The 18285-nt window shown below is 67.4% G+C and carries 21 protein-coding genes; 11 read left to right on the top strand and 10 right to left on the bottom strand.

The window, feature by feature from the left end; all coding sequences use genetic code 11:
- The first annotated feature begins 112 nt into the window (after positions 1 to 112).
- Genes AC1RJ5_RS14325 through AC1RJ5_RS14315 form a run of 3 tightly spaced genes read left to right on the top strand, consistent with a single transcriptional unit; the run spans position 113 to position 2372 of the window.
- The gene (locus AC1RJ5_RS14325; protein ID WP_493113919.1) at positions 113 to 895 is read left to right on the top strand and encodes an exodeoxyribonuclease III; all 783 of its coding nucleotides are present in this window, start codon (positions 113 to 115) and stop codon (positions 893 to 895) included.
- Entirely contained in the window at positions 892 to 1935 is a 1044-nt protein-coding gene (ribA, locus tag AC1RJ5_RS14320) for a GTP cyclohydrolase II (protein WP_269573312.1), read from the top strand. Before AC1RJ5_RS14325 ends, ribA begins: the two co-directional genes overlap by 4 nt.
- Before the next feature lie 59 nt (positions 1936 to 1994).
- The gene (locus tag AC1RJ5_RS14315; protein ID WP_342249263.1) at positions 1995 to 2372 is read left to right on the top strand and encodes a hypothetical protein; all 378 of its coding nucleotides are present in this window, start codon (positions 1995 to 1997) and stop codon (positions 2370 to 2372) included.
- Between the two features lie 102 nt (positions 2373 to 2474).
- Here AC1RJ5_RS14315 and AC1RJ5_RS14310 read toward each other — a convergent pair whose 3' ends face one another.
- Complete coding sequence (locus AC1RJ5_RS14310; protein WP_269573313.1) at positions 2475 to 3137, bottom strand: HAD family hydrolase; 663 nt, start codon at positions 3135 to 3137, stop codon at positions 2475 to 2477.
- Complete coding sequence (locus AC1RJ5_RS14305) at positions 3134 to 3802, bottom strand: YggS family pyridoxal phosphate-dependent enzyme (protein ID WP_269573314.1); 669 nt, start codon at positions 3800 to 3802, stop codon at positions 3134 to 3136. The genes AC1RJ5_RS14310 and AC1RJ5_RS14305 overlap by 4 nt, the downstream gene beginning before the upstream one ends.
- A gap of 22 nt (positions 3803 to 3824) precedes the next feature.
- Here AC1RJ5_RS14305 and AC1RJ5_RS14300 point away from each other — a divergent pair, with 22 nt between their 5' ends.
- Positions 3825 to 4346, top strand: a complete 522-nt coding sequence (locus AC1RJ5_RS14300) for a thiamine phosphate synthase (protein WP_493113916.1) — start codon at positions 3825 to 3827, stop codon at positions 4344 to 4346.
- Positions 4347 to 4394: 48 nt separating this feature from the next.
- Here AC1RJ5_RS14300 and AC1RJ5_RS14295 read toward each other — a convergent pair whose 3' ends face one another.
- The gene (locus AC1RJ5_RS14295; RefSeq protein ID WP_269573316.1) at positions 4395 to 5132 is read right to left on the bottom strand and encodes a hypothetical protein; all 738 of its coding nucleotides are present in this window, start codon (positions 5130 to 5132) and stop codon (positions 4395 to 4397) included.
- A gap of 221 nt (positions 5133 to 5353) precedes the next feature.
- Between AC1RJ5_RS14295 and AC1RJ5_RS14290 the strand changes: the two genes are divergently transcribed.
- The 4 genes from AC1RJ5_RS14290 to holA all read left to right on the top strand — a co-directional run bounded on the left by AC1RJ5_RS14290 (position 5354) and on the right by holA (position 9908).
- On the top strand, positions 5354 to 5791 hold the full coding sequence (locus tag AC1RJ5_RS14290; protein ID WP_184163369.1) for a DUF3576 domain-containing protein: 438 nt from the start codon (positions 5354 to 5356) through the stop codon (positions 5789 to 5791).
- Positions 5792 to 5869: 78 nt separating this feature from the next.
- Complete coding sequence (gene leuS, locus AC1RJ5_RS14285) at positions 5870 to 8383, top strand: leucine--tRNA ligase (RefSeq protein WP_493113913.1); 2514 nt, start codon at positions 5870 to 5872, stop codon at positions 8381 to 8383.
- Positions 8380 to 8895 carry an LPS assembly lipoprotein LptE gene (gene lptE, locus AC1RJ5_RS14280; RefSeq protein WP_269573318.1) on the top strand — a complete coding sequence of 172 codons (516 nt, stop codon included), beginning with the start codon at positions 8380 to 8382 and terminating at the stop codon, positions 8893 to 8895. Before leuS ends, lptE begins: the two co-directional genes overlap by 4 nt.
- On the top strand, positions 8892 to 9908 hold the full coding sequence (gene holA / locus AC1RJ5_RS14275; RefSeq protein WP_269573319.1) for a DNA polymerase III subunit delta: 1017 nt from the start codon (positions 8892 to 8894) through the stop codon (positions 9906 to 9908). Before lptE ends, holA begins: the two co-directional genes overlap by 4 nt.
- A 109-nt stretch (positions 9909 to 10017) precedes the next feature.
- On the opposite strand, the gene AC1RJ5_RS14270 is transcribed toward holA, so the two are convergent.
- From AC1RJ5_RS14270 to AC1RJ5_RS14245, 6 genes are read right to left on the bottom strand one after another with little or no spacing between them, the layout of a single operon-like run.
- Positions 10018 to 10899, bottom strand: a complete 882-nt coding sequence (locus AC1RJ5_RS14270) for a ParB/RepB/Spo0J family partition protein (RefSeq protein ID WP_269573320.1) — start codon at positions 10897 to 10899, stop codon at positions 10018 to 10020.
- A complete protein-coding gene (locus AC1RJ5_RS14265; RefSeq protein ID WP_269573321.1) occupies positions 10896 to 11678 on the bottom strand; it encodes a ParA family protein in 783 nt (260 codons plus the stop codon). Before AC1RJ5_RS14265 ends, AC1RJ5_RS14270 begins: the two co-directional genes overlap by 4 nt.
- Positions 11675 to 12298, bottom strand: coding sequence for a 16S rRNA (guanine(527)-N(7))-methyltransferase RsmG (gene rsmG, locus AC1RJ5_RS14260; protein WP_493113909.1), 624 nt, complete (start codon positions 12296 to 12298; stop codon positions 11675 to 11677). The genes AC1RJ5_RS14265 and rsmG overlap by 4 nt, the downstream gene beginning before the upstream one ends.
- On the bottom strand, positions 12295 to 14127 hold the full coding sequence (gene mnmG / locus AC1RJ5_RS14255; RefSeq protein WP_493113907.1) for a tRNA uridine-5-carboxymethylaminomethyl(34) synthesis enzyme MnmG: 1833 nt from the start codon (positions 14125 to 14127) through the stop codon (positions 12295 to 12297). Before mnmG ends, rsmG begins: the two co-directional genes overlap by 4 nt.
- Positions 14128 to 14183: 56 nt before the next feature.
- Entirely contained in the window at positions 14184 to 15467 is a 1284-nt protein-coding gene (mnmE, locus tag AC1RJ5_RS14250; RefSeq protein ID WP_493113905.1) for a tRNA uridine-5-carboxymethylaminomethyl(34) synthesis GTPase MnmE, read from the bottom strand.
- Positions 15467 to 15706, bottom strand: coding sequence for a DUF6489 family protein (locus tag AC1RJ5_RS14245; RefSeq protein ID WP_184163342.1), 240 nt, complete (start codon positions 15704 to 15706; stop codon positions 15467 to 15469). The genes mnmE and AC1RJ5_RS14245 overlap by 1 nt, the downstream gene beginning before the upstream one ends.
- 47 nt (positions 15707 to 15753) lie before the next feature.
- Here AC1RJ5_RS14245 and AC1RJ5_RS14240 point away from each other — a divergent pair, with 47 nt between their 5' ends.
- The 3 genes from AC1RJ5_RS14240 to AC1RJ5_RS14230 all read left to right on the top strand — a co-directional run bounded on the left by AC1RJ5_RS14240 (position 15754) and on the right by AC1RJ5_RS14230 (position 17482).
- On the top strand, positions 15754 to 16233 hold the full coding sequence (locus AC1RJ5_RS14240) for a methylated-DNA--[protein]-cysteine S-methyltransferase (RefSeq protein WP_493113903.1): 480 nt from the start codon (positions 15754 to 15756) through the stop codon (positions 16231 to 16233).
- Positions 16230 to 16931 carry a dienelactone hydrolase family protein gene (locus tag AC1RJ5_RS14235; protein ID WP_493113901.1) on the top strand — a complete coding sequence of 234 codons (702 nt, stop codon included), beginning with the start codon at positions 16230 to 16232 and terminating at the stop codon, positions 16929 to 16931. Before AC1RJ5_RS14240 ends, AC1RJ5_RS14235 begins: the two co-directional genes overlap by 4 nt.
- Before the next feature lie 221 nt (positions 16932 to 17152).
- Positions 17153 to 17482 carry an SMR family transporter gene (locus AC1RJ5_RS14230; protein ID WP_269573327.1) on the top strand — a complete coding sequence of 110 codons (330 nt, stop codon included), beginning with the start codon at positions 17153 to 17155 and terminating at the stop codon, positions 17480 to 17482.
- Positions 17483 to 17569: 87 nt separating this feature from the next.
- Here AC1RJ5_RS14230 and AC1RJ5_RS14225 read toward each other — a convergent pair whose 3' ends face one another.
- Positions 17570 to 18271, bottom strand: coding sequence for a TerC family protein (locus AC1RJ5_RS14225; RefSeq protein WP_493113899.1), 702 nt, complete (start codon positions 18269 to 18271; stop codon positions 17570 to 17572).
- Positions 18272 to 18285 lie beyond the last annotated feature (14 nt).

The raw sequence follows: 18285 nt of genomic DNA, 5'->3' as shown, positions 1-18285 counted from the left end.
GCGTGACGAACGCTAGGTCGGCCCTCGTTCCATTGCCCCCGGGACGAGGGCCTTTCCATGTCTGGCGCTCCCCCACTGGTGCGGAGCCGAAACACTCCCTAAATCCGGCGCGATGAAGATCGCCTCCTGGAACATCAACTCCGTCCGCTTCCGCATCGAGATCGTCGAGCAGTTCCTGCGCGAGGAAGCGCCCGACGTGCTCTGCCTGCAGGAAACCAAGGTCATCGACGGCGACTTCCCCGAAGGCGCCTTCCGCGCGCTCGGCTATGACCACGTCATCAAGCACGGCCAGCGCATGCACCACGGCGTGGCGATCATTGCCAGGGTACCGGTGGTCGAGGACGACCGGTTCGACTGGCAGGCCAATGGCGAGGCGCGCCATGTCGGCGTGCGGCTGCCGGGCGGCGTGCGGCTCGAGAATGTCTATGTGCCCGCCGGCGGCGACATTCCGAACCGCGAGCTCAACCCCAAGTTCGGCCAGAAGCTCGACTTTCTCGAGCGGATGATCGCCTGGTCCAAGGACCTCAGCGTCCCCTCGATCCTGACCGGCGACTTCAACGTCGCACCGCTGGAAAGCGATGTGTGGAGCCACAAGCAGCTGCTCGACGTGGTCAGCCACACCCCGATCGAAGTCGAGACGCTCGGCCGACTGCAGGCGGCGAACGACTGGGTCGATCTTGGCCGCCACTTCGTGCCTGCCCCGGCGCGCTACTACAGCTGGTGGAGCTACCGCGCGAAGGACTGGGCCGCATCGGATCGCGGGCGCCGGCTCGACCATATGTGGGCAAGCCCAGACGTCGCCGCGAAGGCGACCAGCCACAAGGTGTGCGAGCCCTGCCGCTCCTGGCTCAAGCCTTCGGACCATGTGCCGATCATCACGGAGTTCGACTTTTGAGCGCGCATGACGCTGCTCGCGCGGTCGACGCGCTGCGCCGGGGATGGCCGATCGCGATCGGCGACCTGGCGCTGCTCGCGGTTGAGACCGCCGACGCGCCGCGACTGGCGGCGTTCGACGCGGGCGGCGAGGCCGATCTGCTGCTCTCCGCCGGCCGCGCGGCGACGCTGAAGCTTGCCAACCAGCGCGATGCCGCGACGCCCGACGCCCCGGTGCTGGTCCAGCGCGCGCCCTGGCTCGATTTCGACACCGCGACCGCGCTTGCCGACCCGCAATTCGACCTCGCCACGCCGCTCAAGGGCCCCTTCCGGGCGATCCCACTGGCCGAGCCCGCGCTTTCCGCCGCCGCGCTGCGCCTTGCCCGGGTGGCGGGGCTGCTGCCGGCCTTCTTCGTCCGCAAGGCTGCCGGCGAGCAGACGATCACCGCCACCGATATCGACGCGCATGAGGATGCCGATCGCCTGCGCATCGTCGCACGCGCGCGCCTCCCCGTGCTCGACGCCGAGGACAGCGAGATCGTCGCGTTTCGCACCGACGAGATGCCCGGCGAGCATGTCGCGCTGCTGATCGGCGAGCCCAACGGCAATCCGCCGCTCGTTCGCCTGCACAGCGAATGCCTGACCGGCGACGTACTGGGCTCGCTCAAATGCGATTGCGGACCGCAGCTTCAGGCGGCGATCCGGGCGATCCGGGAAAGCGGCTGGGGCATATTGCTCTACCTCCGCCAGGAAGGGCGCGGGATCGGGTTGATCAACAAGCTGCGCGCCTATGCGCTGCAGGACCAGGGCTTCGACACGGTCGACGCCAACACCCGGCTGGGCTTCGCGGTGGACGCGCGCAACTTCGCCACGGCGGCGAAGATGCTGTCGCTGCTCGGCCAGCACCGCATCCGGCTGCTCACCAACAATCCCGACAAGGTAGCGGCACTCGAAGCCGCAGGTGTGACGGTGACCGAACGCGTCCCCCACTTCCTGCCGCCCAACCCGCACAACGAACGCTATCTCGCGACCAAGCGCGACCGGACCGGGCACCAGCTCTGAGGTATTTCCTCGACACCGAGTTCAACGGGTTCGGCGGGCCGCTGATCTCGCTGGCGCTGGTGCCGGAGGATAGCGGCGCGCCCTTTTACGCCGCGCTCCCCTGCCCCGATCCGACGCCCTGGGTGGCGGAGCATATCCTGCCGGCGCTCGATGTGGCGCCGATCAGCCGCGCGGCGATGGGGCATGGCTTTGCCGCCTATCTGGGCAATGATCCCGATCCCGTGCTGGTCGCCGACTGGCCCGAGGACATCGCCCATGCCGCGCAGCTGCTGATCGTCGCGCCGGGGCACCGCTATCCGATCGACCGCATCCGCTTCGAGCTGTGCGACGCCTTCGGCTTCGACAGCGCGGCGCTGAGCCGGCGGCCGCACAATGCGCTGAGTGACGCCATGGCGTTGCGGGAATACCTGCTCGCGAGGGAAGCGCGAGGGTTCTAGGCCCCTCCCGCTATCCCGCGAAGGCGGCGATCCATGGTAGTAGCGCCAAGTCCTTCGCAACTCTGGATCCTCGCCTTCGCGGGGATGACGAAGAAGGAAGAGTCAGGCGACCAGCCGGGCCACTTCGTCGAAATCATGGGCGATGAGCTTCACGCCCAGCGCGCGGAGGCGCTCGGCATGGTCGGGCGCGCAGTGCGAGCCGGCGCACAGGCCGATGACGTCTGCGCCCGAGGCAACCGCGCCGGTGACGCCCACCGGCGAATCCTCGAGGATCACGCAGCGTTCGATCGGCACGCCGATCGCCGCAGCCGCATGGAGATAGAGGTCCGGCGCCGGCTTGCCGCGCGTCACATGCTCGCGGCCGCTATAGATATGGTCACCGAAGCAATCGCGGATGCCGAGATGGCGCAGATGCCGGTCGATCCATTCGGTGCGGCTGGACGAGGCGATCGCGCGGGGCAGCGACCTGGGCAGGTCCTCGACGAAGCGTATGGCCCCGGCCACGGCTGGAAGCCCCTCTTCGAGCACGCGCGCGTCTTCCTCCGCCCGCACGGCGTGGAAGTCGTCGGGGATTGCCCGGCCGATCCAGTTCTCGATCGCGCCCAGGAAATCGGCACCGGCCAGGCCCATGAAGTTCGCCATCGAATCCTCAGGCGAAGTCGGGTGGCCGATGCTGGTGAGATAGGCGGCGATCTGGCGATTGCCGGCCGCTTCGCTCTCCAGCAGCACGCCGTCGAAGTCGAACAATATGGCGTCGTACTTCATGCGCGGGCGCCGAACAGCGCGGTACCGACGCGGACATGGGTGGCGCCGATCGTCACGGCGGTTTCGAAATCGCCAGACATGCCCATCGACAGGCCCTCGAGCCCGTGATCGCGGGCGATCTTGGCGAGCAGCGCGAAATAGGGCGCCGGCTCCAGCTCAAGCGGCGGCACGCACATCAGGCCCTGGACCGGCAAGTCAGCCGCTTGTGCTTCCCTGAGCAGCGCCGGCAGCTCGAGCACCGGGCAGCCGCCCTTCTGCTCCTCGTCGCCGATATTGACCTGGAGGAAGCAGGCGGGGCGCCTGCCGGCCTTGTCCATCGCCTTGGCCAGTGCGCCCACCAGCGAGGGGCGGTCGACCGAATGGATCGCATCGAACAGCGCGACCGCATCCTCGGCCTTGTTCGACTGGAGCTGGCCGACGAGGTGGAGCGCGATATCGGGAGTCGTCTCGCGCAACTTCGGCCATTTGGCCTCGGCTTCCTGGACACGGTTCTCGCCGAACACGCGCTGGCCGGCGGCGATCAGCGGGGCGATCGCCTCGGCATCCTGCGTCTTGGAGATGGCGATCAGGGTGATGCTGTCGGGCTTGCGGCCTGCGATCTTGGCGGAACGCACGATCCGGGCGCGCACATCGGCAAGGCGCTGGCTGGCTTCGTCTATCGGCATGAAGCGCGCTATAGGCAGGGCAATGCGCCGCCGCCACCCCCTCCCGCGCCTTTGGCTGATGACCGACGAGCGCATGGGCGATGCGCTTTGGGAGGCGCTGGAGCGGTTGCCGCGGGGATCGGGCGTGGTGTTCCGGCATTATGGCCTGCCGGTGGCCGAGCGCCGGGCGCTGTTTGCCCGGGTGCGGAAGGTAGCGCGGCGGCGGGGGCTGGTGCTGGTCCGAGCCGGAATCGAACCGCTGCGTGGCGAGGCGGGCGTACATGGCCGGCGCGGCCACGGGCTCCGCACCGCGCCGGCGCATGATCGACGCGAAGCGGTCGCCGCAATCCGGGCCGGTGCCGATGCGCTGTTCGTCTCGCCCGCCTTCCCTACCCGCTCGCACCCTGGCGCGCGGGCATTGGGACGGGCCCGCTTCGGAATGCTGGTGCGCGGGCTTGGCGTGCCGGTGATCGCGCTGGGCGGCATGGACGCGCGCAAGGCGGCGAGCCTCAGGCCGTTCGGGATATATGGATGGGCGGCAATCGACGCGTGGACGAAGGCGTAGGACTAGCTGCCCGAGATCCCGACTTTCATCGGGATGACGGCTGCACCGTCAGAAGCGGAAGGCGGTGCCCACATAGACCGCCTGGCTCTCGCGGCGGCTCTCGTTGAGCTTGGGCAGGCGATCTTCCTCGCTGCGATAGCGCACGCCGGCAGTCACATCGAGGTTGCGGGTCAGCGAATAGCTGCCGCCGACGTCGATCGAGTAGCTCGGCTTGTCGCCGATCAGCACCGGGGTGTTGTTCAGCGGACGATCCGAGGTGGCGGTGACGCGGCCGCTCAGGCGCTTGCCGGTGTAGCTGACACCGATATCGGCGCGCTCGCGGCTGCCCGGCTGGTCGACCAGCTCGACGCGGGTGACGTCACCCGAGACGGCCAGACGCTTCCAGCCGACCGAGACGCCGAGATTGTACGAGATCGGGGCCAGGCTGACCGGGGTGGCCGCCGCAGCGACGTCCCGCGTCACGTCGCGGCTGCGCAGCGCGCGGCTCGAGCTGGCACGGACCGCGACCGTCACACCGCGGGCATTGCCGCGCGATTCGGCCGGGGTGAAGCGGAAGCTGCCCTCGGGCAGGCCCGAACGGGCGAGTACGGCGGCGAGCTTGGGATCCGCCGCGGCAGGGGTGAAGATGCCCATGCCACCGCGCGCCGGCATCGCCGCGCGCTTGGCCGCCGCAACGCGCTCGGCCTTGCTGGTCTGGGCCTGAATCGACGGCGCAAGCAGGAGACCGGCAGCGCCAAGCGCCCCCAGTGCAATTCCCGTCCTGATCCGTCCGACTCGCATCGTCATGATTCCCTAGATAGGTCCGACTACCATGATTCCGAAGCGAGGTTCCACCGGTGGCACAAATTTCGTGACGGTGTTGCATCAGACCCACAGAATCTGCTTGCGGGGCCATTAACGAGAAGTGTTTCAATCGTGCGAATCGGGGCATGGCTTCCCGCCTTGCTCCCGCCACATGCGCCACTATAGATGCTCCCCGACTTTTCTCGCCTGCTAGGAATGTGACGATGAACCGCCTGTTGCGCACTGCGATCCTGGGGTCGCTTGCTCTTTCGATCACCGCGTGCGGCGGTCACAACAAGCGCCCCGAGGCGGATCTCGCGGCGTCGAAGATCACCACGATCGGCGTGAACTCCTATCTGTGGCGCGCCAGCCTCGACACGCTGAGCTTCATGCCGCTGCTGCAGACGGACTCCAACGGCGGCGTCATCGTCACCGACTGGTATGTGAACCCGAACGTGCAGACCGAGCGCATGAAGGTGACCGTGACGATCCTCGACCAGGATCTGCGCGCCGATGCGCTGCGTGTCGCCGCCCTGCGCGAAGTCAATCGCAACGGCGCCTGGGTCGCAGCGCCCGTGCAGGCCGCGACGGTGCAGAAGCTCGAGGACATCATCCTCACCCGCGCCCGCGACCTTCGCCGTGCTGCGGTGACCAACGACTAATCCCCTAGTGTCGGTTCCAGCCTGCTCCTCCGCCCGGCGAAGCAGGCCGGAGCCGCGAGAAGATTGCAGGAACTGACTTTGTCTCGCTTCAACCCGTTGAAGGCGGACGCCGCGTGGCAGAAGGTGTGGGAAGAGAACCGCACTTTCGCCGCGCGTGACGATTCGCCCAAGCCCAAGAGCTTCGTCCTCGAGATGTTCCCCTATCCCTCGGGGCGCATCCATATGGGGCATGTCCGCAACTACACGATGGGCGACGTGCTCGCGCGCTTCCGGCGGATGAAGGGCATGGAAGTGCTCCACCCGATGGGCTGGGACGCGTTCGGCATGCCGGCCGAGAATGCCGCGATGGAGAAGAAGGTCCATCCGGGCAGCTGGACCCGCGCCAATATCGCGACGATGAAAGCGCAGCTGAAGCGGCTCGGCTTCGCGCTCGACTGGACCCGCGAGCTCGCCACCTGCGAGCCGGACTATTATGGCCACGAACAGGCTATCTTCCTCGATTTCTTCGAGAATGGCCTAGTCTACCGCAAGGAATCGGCGGTCAACTGGGACCCGGTCGACATGACCGTGCTCGCCAATGAGCAGGTGATCGACGGTCGCGGCTGGCGCTCGGGCGCGCTGGTCGAGCGGCGCAAGCTGAGCCAGTGGTTCCTCAAGATCACCGAATTCGCCGACGACCTGCTGACCGGCGTCCAGGGCCTCGAGCACTGGCCCGACAAGGTCAAGCTGATGCAGGAGAACTGGATCGGCAAGTCCGAGGGCCTGCAGTTCAACTGGACGCTTTCAGACGGCGAAAGCATCGAAGTCTACACGACCCGGCCGGACACGATCTTCGGGGCGAGCTTCATCGCGGTGGCGGCGGATCACCCGATCGCGCAGAAACTGGCCGCTTCGAACGCGGAAGTTGGCGCGTTCATCGAGCTGTGCAAGCAGGGCGGCACCACCGCGGCCGAACTGGAGACGCAGGAGAAGCTGGGCTTCGACACCGGCCTCACCGCGACGCATCCCTTTGATAACGCCTGGCAAGTTCCGGTCTACATCGCCAATTTCGTGCTGATGGACTATGGCACCGGCGCGGTGTTCGGCGTGCCCGCGCACGACCAGCGCGACTTCGAGTTCGCAAGCAAATATTCGCTTCCGATCCGGCGTGTCGTCTCCGAAGGCGACAAGACCGCGCCCGAATTCCACGATGCCGAGGCCTATACCGGCCCGGGCACGCTGGTGAACTCGCACTTCCTCGACGGGATGGACGTGGCCGACGCCAAGCGCGCCGTCATCCAGCGCGCCGAGGAAGGCGGCTGGGGCAAGGGCCAGACGGTGTGGCGCCTGCGTGACTGGGGCGTCAGCCGCCAGCGCTATTGGGGCACGCCGATCCCGATCATCCATTGCGAGAGCTGCGGCGCCCAGCCGGTGCCGCGCGACCAGCTGCCGGTGGTGCTGCCCGAGGACGTCAGCTTCGACGTGCCCGGCAACCCGCTCGACCGGCACCCGAGCTGGAAGCATGTCGACTGCCCGAAGTGCGGATCATCCGCGCGCCGCGAGACCGACACGCTCGACACCTTCGTCGATTCCTCCTGGTATTTCATCCGCTTCGCCAGCCAGCCCACGGACAAGCCGTTCGACAAGGCAGTGGCCGAGCAGTGGCTGCCGGTCGGCCAGTATATCGGCGGCGTCGAGCATGCGATCCTGCACCTGCTCTATGCCCGCTTCTTCACCCGGGCGCTGCGCCATATCGGCAAGCTCGACGTGGCCGAGCCGTTCCAGGGCCTGTTCACCCAGGGCATGGTGACGCACGAGACCTACAAGAGCCTCGACGGCCGCTGGCTCTCCCCGCAGGAAATCCGCAAGGACAGCGCCGGCGCGGTGGAACTCGCCTCGGGCGAGCCGATCGAGATCGGCCGCATCGAGAAGATGTCCAAGTCGAAGAAGAACACGGTCGATCCCGAGCCGATCGTAGACCAATATGGCGCCGACGCGGTGCGCTGGTTCATGCTCTCCGACAGCCCCCCCGAGCGCGACCTGGAGTGGAGCGAGAACGGCATCGAGGGCGCCTGGCGCTTCGTGAACCGTCTCTGGAGGCTGTTCCATAGCGTTGCAGACGGCGAAGCTGGCACGGGCGAGGATCGCGACCTCGACAAGCGCCTGCACCGCACGATCGCCGGCGTGGCCGAGGATATCGAGGCGCTGACCTTCAACAAGTCGGTCGCCAAGCTCTACGAACTGGTCGGCGCCATCGAGAAGGCGCAACCTTCCGCGTCCAGAACCGACGCCATCCGTACGCTCGCGCGCGTCGTCGCGCCGATGGTGCCGCATATCGCCGAGCAGGCCTGGGCCGATATGGGCCAAAGCGGGCTGATCGCCGACGCCGAATGGCCCGCCGTGGACAGCGCGCTGCTCGTCGATGACGAGGTCACCATCGCCGTCCAGGTGAATGGCAAGCTGCGCGATACGCTGCTAATGCCGAAGGGCGCGGCCAAGGATATCGTCGAGGCCGCGGCACTTGCCAGCGACAAGATCGTTCGATCGCTCGAAGGCAAGCAACCGAAGAAGGTGATCGTGGTGCCCGATCGTCTGGTGAACATCGTCGCATGAAGCATGTCGCGCTCCTCGTCGCCGGCGCCCTGGCGCTTTCCGGCTCCTTGTCGGGCTGTGGCCTGCGTCCGCTCTATGGCGGCGGGCCGGACGGTGCGGTGCGCTCCACGCTTTCCGCGGTCGAAGTCGCGCCGATCCAGGGCCAGTCGGGCTGGCTGGTCGCCAATGCGCTCAAGGACCGGCTCGACCATAATGACGTGCCTGCCCGCTTCCGGCTGGAAGTGAAGCTGGACGACCAGATCTCGGGCCTGGGCGTGAAGCGCGACGATTCGGTGGCGCGTGAGCGCCGCACGTTGCGCGCCCGATACCAGCTGATCGACCTGAGCAACGGCAATGTCGTGCTCGACGCCACTGCCGGCTCCGATGCCGGTATCGACGTGGTCGGCAGCGAATATGCGACGATCGCGGCCGAGAAGAGCGCGCTCGAGCGGCTTTCGGGCATCGTCGCCGACCAGATCGTCGCGCGCGTCGCCCGCTATGCGCAGACCGCGCCCGGGGCGGGCGGCCAGTGAAGGCCAACGCGACGCAGATCCGCGCCGCGATCGAGAAGCTCAACCCCGATACGCGGCTCTATCTGTTCCACGGCCCCGATGAAGCGGGCGCCGCGGACCTGGCATCGAAGCTCGGCAAGACGCTGGGCCCCGAGGCGGAACGCATCGACCTCGACATGAAGGCCCTGCGCGAGCAGCCGGGCCGGCTCGCCGATGAAGCGGCCTCGCTCTCGCTGTTCGGCGGCACCCGCTATGTCCGCGTGCTCGGCGTCGAGGAAGGCGCGGCCGAGGCGATCGGGCTGTTGCTGACCGCCGAAAAGGCCGGCAACCCGGTGGTGGCGATCGGCCCGGGGCTCAAGGCGAGCGGCAAGCTGGTGAAGTCGGTGATCGCCGCGCAGAACGCCTATGCCCATGCCTGCTACGTACCCGAGGGCGTGGATGCGACCCGGCTCGCCTCCAATGTCGCACGCGAGCATGGCCTGCGGCTGATGGGCGACGTGCCCCAGCGCCTGGCAGCCGCTACGGGCGGCGACAGGGCCATCCTGGCGCGCGAAATCGAGAAGCTGGCCCTTTTCCTCGATGCGGCGCCGGATCGCCCCAGGGACGCCGACAGCGCCGCTTTGGACGCGATCGGCGCGGACCTGGGGGATTCGGACCTGAGCGATGCGATCACCGCCGTGGTCGATGGCCGGGTTGGCGATGTTGGATTCGAGCTGGCTCGGCTGGGCGAAGGCATCGGCGTGCCGCTGATGCGCCAGCTCGCCCGGCGGCTACAGGCGATGGCCGAGATGCGGATCGACCTGGACCGCGGCGGCGATATGGACGAAGTACTTGAAAAGCATCGCGTTTTTTTCCGCGAGAAGGCCGCCACCGGCCGCGCCCTGCGCCGCTGGAATGGCGCCCAGTTGATTCGCGCGATCGACCGGGTGCGCGCGGCCGAGCGGGCGATGATGCATTCGGGCAGCGCGGGGGAAGTTCTGGCGGAAGCCGAGGCGGTGACGATCGCCCGCCAGGCGGCACGGGCGAAGGGCTGAGGCCACGGCCTGCCGGGGGCCCAGAGTCACAAGCGGGACCGCATAGAAACCCTGGGCCCCGGCTTTCGCCGGGAAAGCGCAATGCGTTGCTTCTCGCTAGGCTAGGTCGTCAGATCCGCTCGCCGCTCAGCCGCTGGCAGACCATGTCGAGCTGATCGAGCGTCGAATAGGAAAGCGTCAGCGTGCCGCCCTTGGCACCGTGGGCGATGCGGACGTTGAGGCCCAGTACGTCGCCCAGCTGATGCTCGAGCGCCGAGATATCGGCGTCGCGGATCTTCGGCTCGGGCTTGCGCTTGCTGTTGGGCTTGGCGTGGCGGGCGAGCTTCTCGGTCTCGCGCACCGAAAGCCCCTTGGTCGCAACTTCGCGCGCGAGCCTCTCCGCCTCCGGCGCGCCGATCAACGCGCGGGCATGGCCCATGTCGAGCTCGCCGACCACCACCATGTTGCGCACGCCCTCGGGCAGATCGAGCAGGCGGAGCAGGTTGGCGATATGGCTGCGCGACTTGTGAACGAGCTTGCCCAGCGCTTCCTGGCTATGGCCGAACTCGCGGATCAGCCGGGCATAGGCCTCGGCCTCTTCGATCGCGTTGAGGTCCTGGCGCTGGATATTCTCGACCAGCGCGATTTCCATCGTCTCGGCTTCGTTGAAGTCGCGGACGATGACCGGGACCTCGTGCAGCCGGGCGCGCTGCGCCGCGCGCCAGCGGCGCTCGCCGGCGACGATCTGGTAATTATGGCCGGTCGGGCGGACGACGATCGGTTGGATCAGCCCGCGCAGCTTGAGCGACTGGGCCAGTTCTTCCAGCGCCTCCTCGTCGAAATGGCGGCGCGGCTGGTCCGGGTGGGGCACCAGCGAGCTGACCGGCAGCATGCGCAGGCCCGAGGCGACATCAGGCGTGCCGGAGACCGGTGCTTCGGGAACATTTTCGCCGAGCAGCGAGGACAGCCCGCGGCCAAGGCCGGGGCGAGGCTTGCGGGTGGGTTCGGTCATGCGGCTTTCTTGAGCTTGGGCAGGCGATCGATCACTTCACGTGCGAGCGCGATATAGGCTTCGGAGCCCGGGCAGCGATGATCGTAGATCAGCGCCGGCAGGCCGTGGCTGGGCGCTTCGGAGAGACGCACGTTGCGCGGGATGACGGTGTCGAACACGACCCGGCCGAGCACCGCGCGGACATCGTCCGAAACCTGGTCGGTCAGGCGATTGCGGCGATCATACATGGTGAGCACCACGCCGAGGATCGACAGGCCTGGGTTGAACCGGCCACGAATGCGCTCGACCGTATTGAGCAGCTGACCAAGGCCTTCCAGCGCGAAGAATTCGCACTGGAGCGGCACCAGCAGCGCGTGCGCGGCGACCATCGCATTGACCGTCAGCAGGCCGAGCGAGGGCGGGCAATCGATCAGGATCACGTCCCAGCGCTGGGCATGATGGCGCGCGATCGCGCTGTCGAGCCGGTGGGTGCGCGCATCGAACTCGATCAGCTCGATCTCGGCGCCCGACAGGTCCTGCGTTGCCGGGACGATGTCGAGCCCGGGGACCTTGGTCGGCGTTGCGACATCGACCAGGTCGACATCGGTGACGAGCAGGTCGTAGCTCGAATGCTCGCGCTCGGCCCGGCTGATGCCCAGGCCGGTCGAGGCATTGCCCTGCGGATCGAGATCGATCAGCAGGACGCGCTGGCCAGTCGCCGCAAGTGCGGTGCCGACATTGATCGCCGTGGTGGTCTTACCCACCCCGCCCTTCTGATTGGCGATAGCGATGCAGATCATTTGGGGCGTACCTTTCGCGCGACCACGATCCCCGATTCCGGCGACGTGATGCTGGGTTCCACGTGAAACGCACCCTGCCATTTCGCGCGCGCCGCTTCCACCTCCGATTGCACGCTTCGGCCCTTTGGGAGCAACCATATTGTGGAAGAGTCGGTGCAATGCGCGGTTGTCTTGAACAAATCGGGCAAAGCGGCAACGGCCCGGGCCGAGACGATCGCCGCCTTCTGCTCCGGCTGATAGCTTTCGATCTTGCCATGGACGACGGTGGCGCGGTCGGTGATGCCCAGCTGCTCCGCCGCAGCGCGGAGGAACTCCACCCGGCGGATGCGCGGCTCGACCATCACCACCGGGCGATCGATCAGGATCGCAACGACCAGCCCGGGCATGCCGGCACCCGTGCCGACATCGACCCAGGCGCCCTCCCCGGCTTCCGCCGCCAGCGGGATCAACTGGGCGGAATCGACGAAGTGGCGGGTCCAGAGCTCGTCGAACGATGCGGCCGAGATCAGGTTCTGCCGCGCGGACTCCTCGCGGAGGATCTCGCCGAAGCGCTGTAGCTGCGTTTCACGTGAAACATTGAAATGTGCACGGATCCAGTCGCGTGCTTCGTCTTCGGTCATGCGGCGCGCCGTTTCGCGTGAAGGAGGATGGCGGACAATGCCGCCGGCGTGATGCCGCGGATGCGTGCCGCGGCGCCGATCGTCTCGGGGCGCGAGGCGGTGAGCTTCTCGATCATCTCGTTGGAGAGCCCGGCGATTGCGGCAAAGTCCATGGTCGCGGGGAGCCTTACCGCGTCATTGGCGCGGAGCTGTGCGACTTCGGCTTCCTGGCGCTCGAGATAGGGCGCGTAGCGGGCGTCCTCTACATACTCGGCGAGCAGGTCCGGATCGGCATCCGGATGGACATCGAGATGGTGCAGCTCGATCCCGGGGAAGCGCAGCCATTCGCGGGCGGGACGCCTGGCGCCGTCCTGGGCGACCGAAGCGCCACGAGCTGCCAGGGCGCTGGCGGTACGTTCGGCGGTAAAGACCCGGTCGAGCGCTGCCCTGCCCTCTGCCCGCGCCACGAGCCAGGCGAGACGCTGGGCGCCGAGGCAACCCAGCTCAGCCGCGATCGGGCCCAGCCGGGTGCCGGCATTGTCGGCGCGCAGGCGGAGGCGGAACTCGGCACGGGCGGTCAGCATGCGATAGGGCTCGGTGACGCCCTGCAGCACCAGGTCGTCGACCATCACGCCGAGGTAGGACGTCGCACGATCAAGGATCAGCGGCGCGAGATCGCAGGCGTAGGCGGCGGCGTTGAGGCCCGCGACAAGCCCCTGCCCCGCTGCCTCCTCATAGCCGGTAGTGCCGTTGATCTGCCCGGCGCACCAGACACCCGGAATCGCGGGAAGCCCCAGCGTGGCATCGAGCGCACGCGGATCGATATGGTCATACTCGACCGCATAGCCGGGCGTGACGATCTCCGTCCGCTCCAGCCCCGGGATCGAATTGACCATCGCCACCTGGATATCGACCGGCAGCGAAGTCGACATGCCGTTCGGGTAGATCAGATGGGTGTCCAAGCCCTCGGGCTCGAGGAAGATCTGGTGGCCGTCGCGATCGCCGAAGCGGTGGATCTTGTCCTCGATCGACGGGCAATAGCGCGGCCCCTGCGCATCGATCGCGCCGGTGAACAGCGGCGAGCGATCGAGACCCGAGCGGATCGCGTCATGCGTGACCTGGGTGGTGCGGGTGACGCCGCAATGAAGCTGGGGCAGGACGCGGCCCGGGGTGAGCGGCGACATGGTCCAGGGATCGCCGTCGGAAGGCTGCTCCTCGATCCGCGCCCAGTCGATCGTACGGCCGTCGAGACGCGGCGGGGTGCCGGTCTTGAGACGCGCCATCGGCAGGTTCAGTTCGCGAAGCTGCCCGGCCAGGCGGATGGCCGAGCCCTCGCCGACGCGGCCGCCAGTCTCGCGCTCCTCGCCGCGGAAGATGCGGCCGCCGAGAAAGGTGCCGGTGGCGAGGACCACGGCGCGGCATTCGAGCAGGCTACCATCGGCGAGGCGGACGCCGGCGACCGCGCCGTTGACCAGCTCCAGCGCCTCGGCCTCGCCAGCGACGAGATGCAGATTGGGCTGCTCGCCGAGCATCTTCTGGATCGCGGCGGCATAGCGGACGCGATCCGCCTGGACGCGCGGACCCTGGACGGCAGTGCCCTTGGACCGGTTGAGCATGCGGTAGTGGATGCCGGCGGCATCGGTCGCGCGACCCATCAGCCCGTCGAACGCATCGACTTCGCGAACCAGATGGCCCTTGCCCAAGCCGCCGATTGCGGGGTTGCACGACATCGCCCCGAGCTTGGACAGGTCGAAGCTGAGCAGGGCGGTGCGCGCGCCGCGGCGGGCCGAGGCAGCGGCCGCTTCGGTGCCGGCGTGCCCGCCGCCAATGACGATGACGTCGAAATCCATTGCCCGCGCGCTACAGAATCGCACGCGCCGCGTCAAAAGCGTTCCACGTGGAACATCTATTTACCTATGCAGAAACGCCCGAACAGCGCATCGAGCATCGCCTCCACCCCCGCCCGGCCCGTGATCGCGTCGAAGGCACGCATGGCGGAACGAAGATGCTCCGCGATCAGCAGCAGGTCATTTTCCCACTCAATCGCCCGCAGCGCGGCCGCCGCACCTAGGGACAGCTCCCGCTGACGAGCATTGAGTGCCATCTGATCGGGTGGTGGCAGCAGATCGCCCGCAAGCCTCGCCAGGGCATGCCAGAGCGCATCCATGCCCTCGCCCGTTCGCGAGGACAGCGATAGCCGCCCCTCGCTTGCTCCCCGCCCCGGCAGATCGGCGCGAGGATTCAGCCAAAGCAGATGATCGTGCGCGGGCGGGGTCTCGTCGCCAAGCCAGAGCAGGATGTCTGCCTCCGCCTGGGCTGCCTGGGCGCGGGCGATGCCGATCGCTTCGATCTCGTCGCCGGGCAGCGCCGCCAGGCCGGCAGTGTCGATCAGCAGCCAGGCGATCCCGCCACGCACCACGGGCGCCTCGATCCGATCGCGCGTGGTACCCGAGATCGGCGAGACGATCGCCGCATCACGACCCGCCATGGCATTGAGCAACGACGACTTGCCGGCATTGGGCGGTCCGGCGAGCACGACCCTTATGCCGTCGCGCAACCGCTCGACCGGCGGGCGATCGGCAATCGCTTCGATATCCGCCGCCAGGGAAGCCGCACCCGATCGGATCACCGGGAGCAGCGCTGCGTCGGCGACGTCATCCTCATCGCTATGATCGAGCTCGGCCTCGACCCGGGCGGCAAGCCCGAGCAACCGATCCGTCCAATCCTCGACGGCGCGACGCACCGCGCCTTCCGCCGACCGGATCGCCGACCGGCGCTGGGCCTCGGTTTCGGCCATCAGCAGGTCGCCCAGCCCCTCGGCTTCGCTCAGGTCGATCCGGCCATGGATCAGCGCGCGCCGGGTGAACTCGCCCGGCTCGGCCGACCGGAGCCCCGGCCGGGCAGCCAGCGCCGCCTCGACCGCGCGGACCACGGCGCGGCCACCATGGAGATGGAATTCGGCCAGGTCCTCGCCCGTCGCGGTGTTCGGCCCCGGAAAGCAGAGCACGATCGCACGATCGAGCAGCGCGCCATCCGCGGGATCCCGCAACGCGCGCACCGCAGCGCGGCGCGGCTTCGGCAGATCGCCGGCGAACGCCCGCACCATTTCAAAAGCATGCGGACCGCTCACCCGCAGCACTGCGATCGCGGCGGGCGGAGCGCCGCTGGAAACCGCGTAGATCGTATCCATTACTTGTCGGTCTTGCTCCCGGTGCCTGCATCGAACATCGCGCGCCAGAAACCCATCCCCGCCTCGCCCATCGGCGACCAGCTCTGCAGCATCTGCTGGAAGGCCTCGGGGCTGCCATGCTTGTTGATCGCATCGACCATCATCGAAACATAGCGCTCATGGACCGGCCCCAGGTCGGGCAGGCCCATCGCCCGGCGCGCTTCCTCGGGCGTGCAATCCACCTCGACGTTGATCTTCATGGCTATCTCCGTTGCGCGCGCCGCGATGCGGCTGCTAGTTCGGAACCATGTATGCGCGCGACCATGGTGTGATCGCAACGCCCATCGGCCCGGTGCGGGTGGATGGCGGCGAAGACATGCTGGTTTCGGTGACGATCGGTGGCGCAGAATCGCCGTGCCCTGCCGGCGCAACTGCGGTCCGCAGCGCGCTCGAGCAACTCGAATCCTGGTTCGCCGGTGCGCGGCATGACTTTAACCTGCCGCTCGAACGCCTGCCGACTTCACGTGGAACGGAGTTGCGCGCCGCGATGATCGGCATCGGTTACGGTGAGACGCTAAGCTATGGCGAACTCGCGCGCCGGACCGGATCGAGCGCGCGGGCGATCGGTCAGCTTTGCTCGCGCAATCCCTTTCCCATCCTCGTCCCCTGCCACCGCGTGCTCGCCGATGGCGGCTGCCTCGGCAATTATTCGGGCGGCGACGGGCCCAAGACCAAATCCTGGCTGCTCGATCATGAGCGGCGCTATTCCGGAAGGACCTTATTGTGAGCGAGATGATCAGCATCGACACGATCGACGACAGCGGCAGCTTCCAGGCCTATGTCGCCCGGCCCGAGGGCACGCCCAAGGCAGCGGTGATCGTGATCCAGGAGATCTTCGGCGTGAACCCGGGCATCCGCCAAAAGTGCGACGACTGGGCGGCGAAGGGCTATCTCAGCCTCGCGCCCGATCTGTTCTGGCGCCTCGAGCCGGGCATCCAGCTCGATGCCGATGTGCCCGAGCAGTTCCAGCAGGCGCTCGCGCTGATGGGCAAGTTCAACCAGGACGCCGGGATCCGCGATATCGAGGCAACGATCCGCGCGGCGCGTGCCCAGCTCGGCGAGGGCGGCAAGGTCGGCGTGGTCGGTTTCTGCCTGGGCGGGCGCCTGGCATTCATGAGCGCGACGCGGACCGACAGCGATGCGAGCGTCGGCTATTATGGCGTGGGCATCGACAATCTGCTCGGCGAGAAGCACGGCATCTCGCGCCCGGTGCTCATGCATATTCCCCAAGCCGATCACTTCGTGACCCCGGAAGCCCAGGCGGCGATGCATGCCGGCCTGGACGATCACCCCAAGGTCACGCTGTACGACTATGCCGGCGAGGATCACGGCTTCGCCGACACCTTCGGCAAGCGACGCTCGGATGAAGCTGCCAGGCTGGCCGACGCTCGCACTGCCGAGTTCTTTGCGAAGAACCTGGGATAAGTTGTTTTGAAGGCGGCGTGTTCCTGTGAGCGCGCCGCCTTTCGCTCCTGCCGGCGACGTGACAGGCGGATCGCATCAGCCTAGAGTTCGAGCCGTCGAAAATAGAGCAGCAGGGTGGTGGCTCCTGCGCCCGCACGCGGGTTCTTCTCAGCCTCGGCGTCCAACGAACCCGGTTCGGCGCGACGCATGGCCTGCGGCTCCGAACCCAATCGGAGTCCGCCATGAACTATCTCTTCCTGAGTATCGCCATCGCCGCCGAAGTACTCGGCACCAGCTTCATGAAACAGTCCGAAGGCTTCACCCGCCTGGTGCCGAGCCTGGTCACGGTCATTGCCTATGCGGCTGCCTTTTACTGCCTGTCGCTCACCCTGCGGACGATCCCGACGGGAATCGCCTATGCGATCTGGTCCGGCGTGGGGATCGTGTTGATCACGGCGATCGCCTGGATTTTCCAGGGGCAGAAGCTCGATATGCCGGCAATGCTTGGGCTGGGACTGATCATCGCCGGTGTGGTGGTGATGAACCTGTTTTCCAAGGCAGTGGCGCATTAGGTCGCACTAGCCTGTGAAACGGAAAAGGCCGGGCAATGCCCGGCCTTCCCTCTCCTCCCGCAAGCACGGGAGACCTGGTAATCATCTTCAGAAGAAGCTGGTGATCCCCGGCGTCTCGTGCGTGCCCACCCAGCCTTCATAGATCATGCGGAACGCCACGAAGACGATCACGATCAGGCCGATATAGGCGATCCAGGGATAGCGGTTGATCAGCTTGGCGATCAGGTTTGCCGCGATGCCCATCAGCGCCACCGAGAGCAGCAGCCCGACGACGAGGATACCGGGATGCTCGCGGGCCGCGCCGGCGACCGCCAGGACATTGTCGAGGCTCATCGAGACGTCGGCAACCGCAACCGCCCAGGCGGCCGCGGCGAAGCTCCTGGCCGGCTTCAGGCCCGATTCCACCTCATCGGCATGCGGGCCACCCTCGCGGATCTCGCGCCAGAACTTCCAGCTCACCCAGAGCAGCAGCAGGCCACCGGCGAAGATCAGGCCGACAATGCCCATCAGCCAGCTGACGATCAGCGCAAAGGCGATGCGCAGGACCAGCGCGGCGCCGATGCCGATCAGGATGACCTTCTTGCGCTGCTCGGCGGGCAGCCCCGCGGCAAGCGCACCGACAACGATCGCATTGTCGCCCGCCAGCACCAGATCGATCATCAGCACCGAGCCGAATGCGGCGAGCGCGGACGGATCGCCCAGGTTCGAGAAATCGGCGAGGATATGCTGCCAGATATCGGCAGGAGAGCCGATTCCGGCTGCGGCGGCGCTGAAGAGCATGTCGAGCATCGGCTAAGCCCTAA

Source organism: Sphingomonas sp. GW822-FHT03G08, from assembly GCF_058801135.1.
Note: the sequence above shows the minus strand (reverse complement) of the source record. Positions and strands in the feature narration are given on the sequence as shown.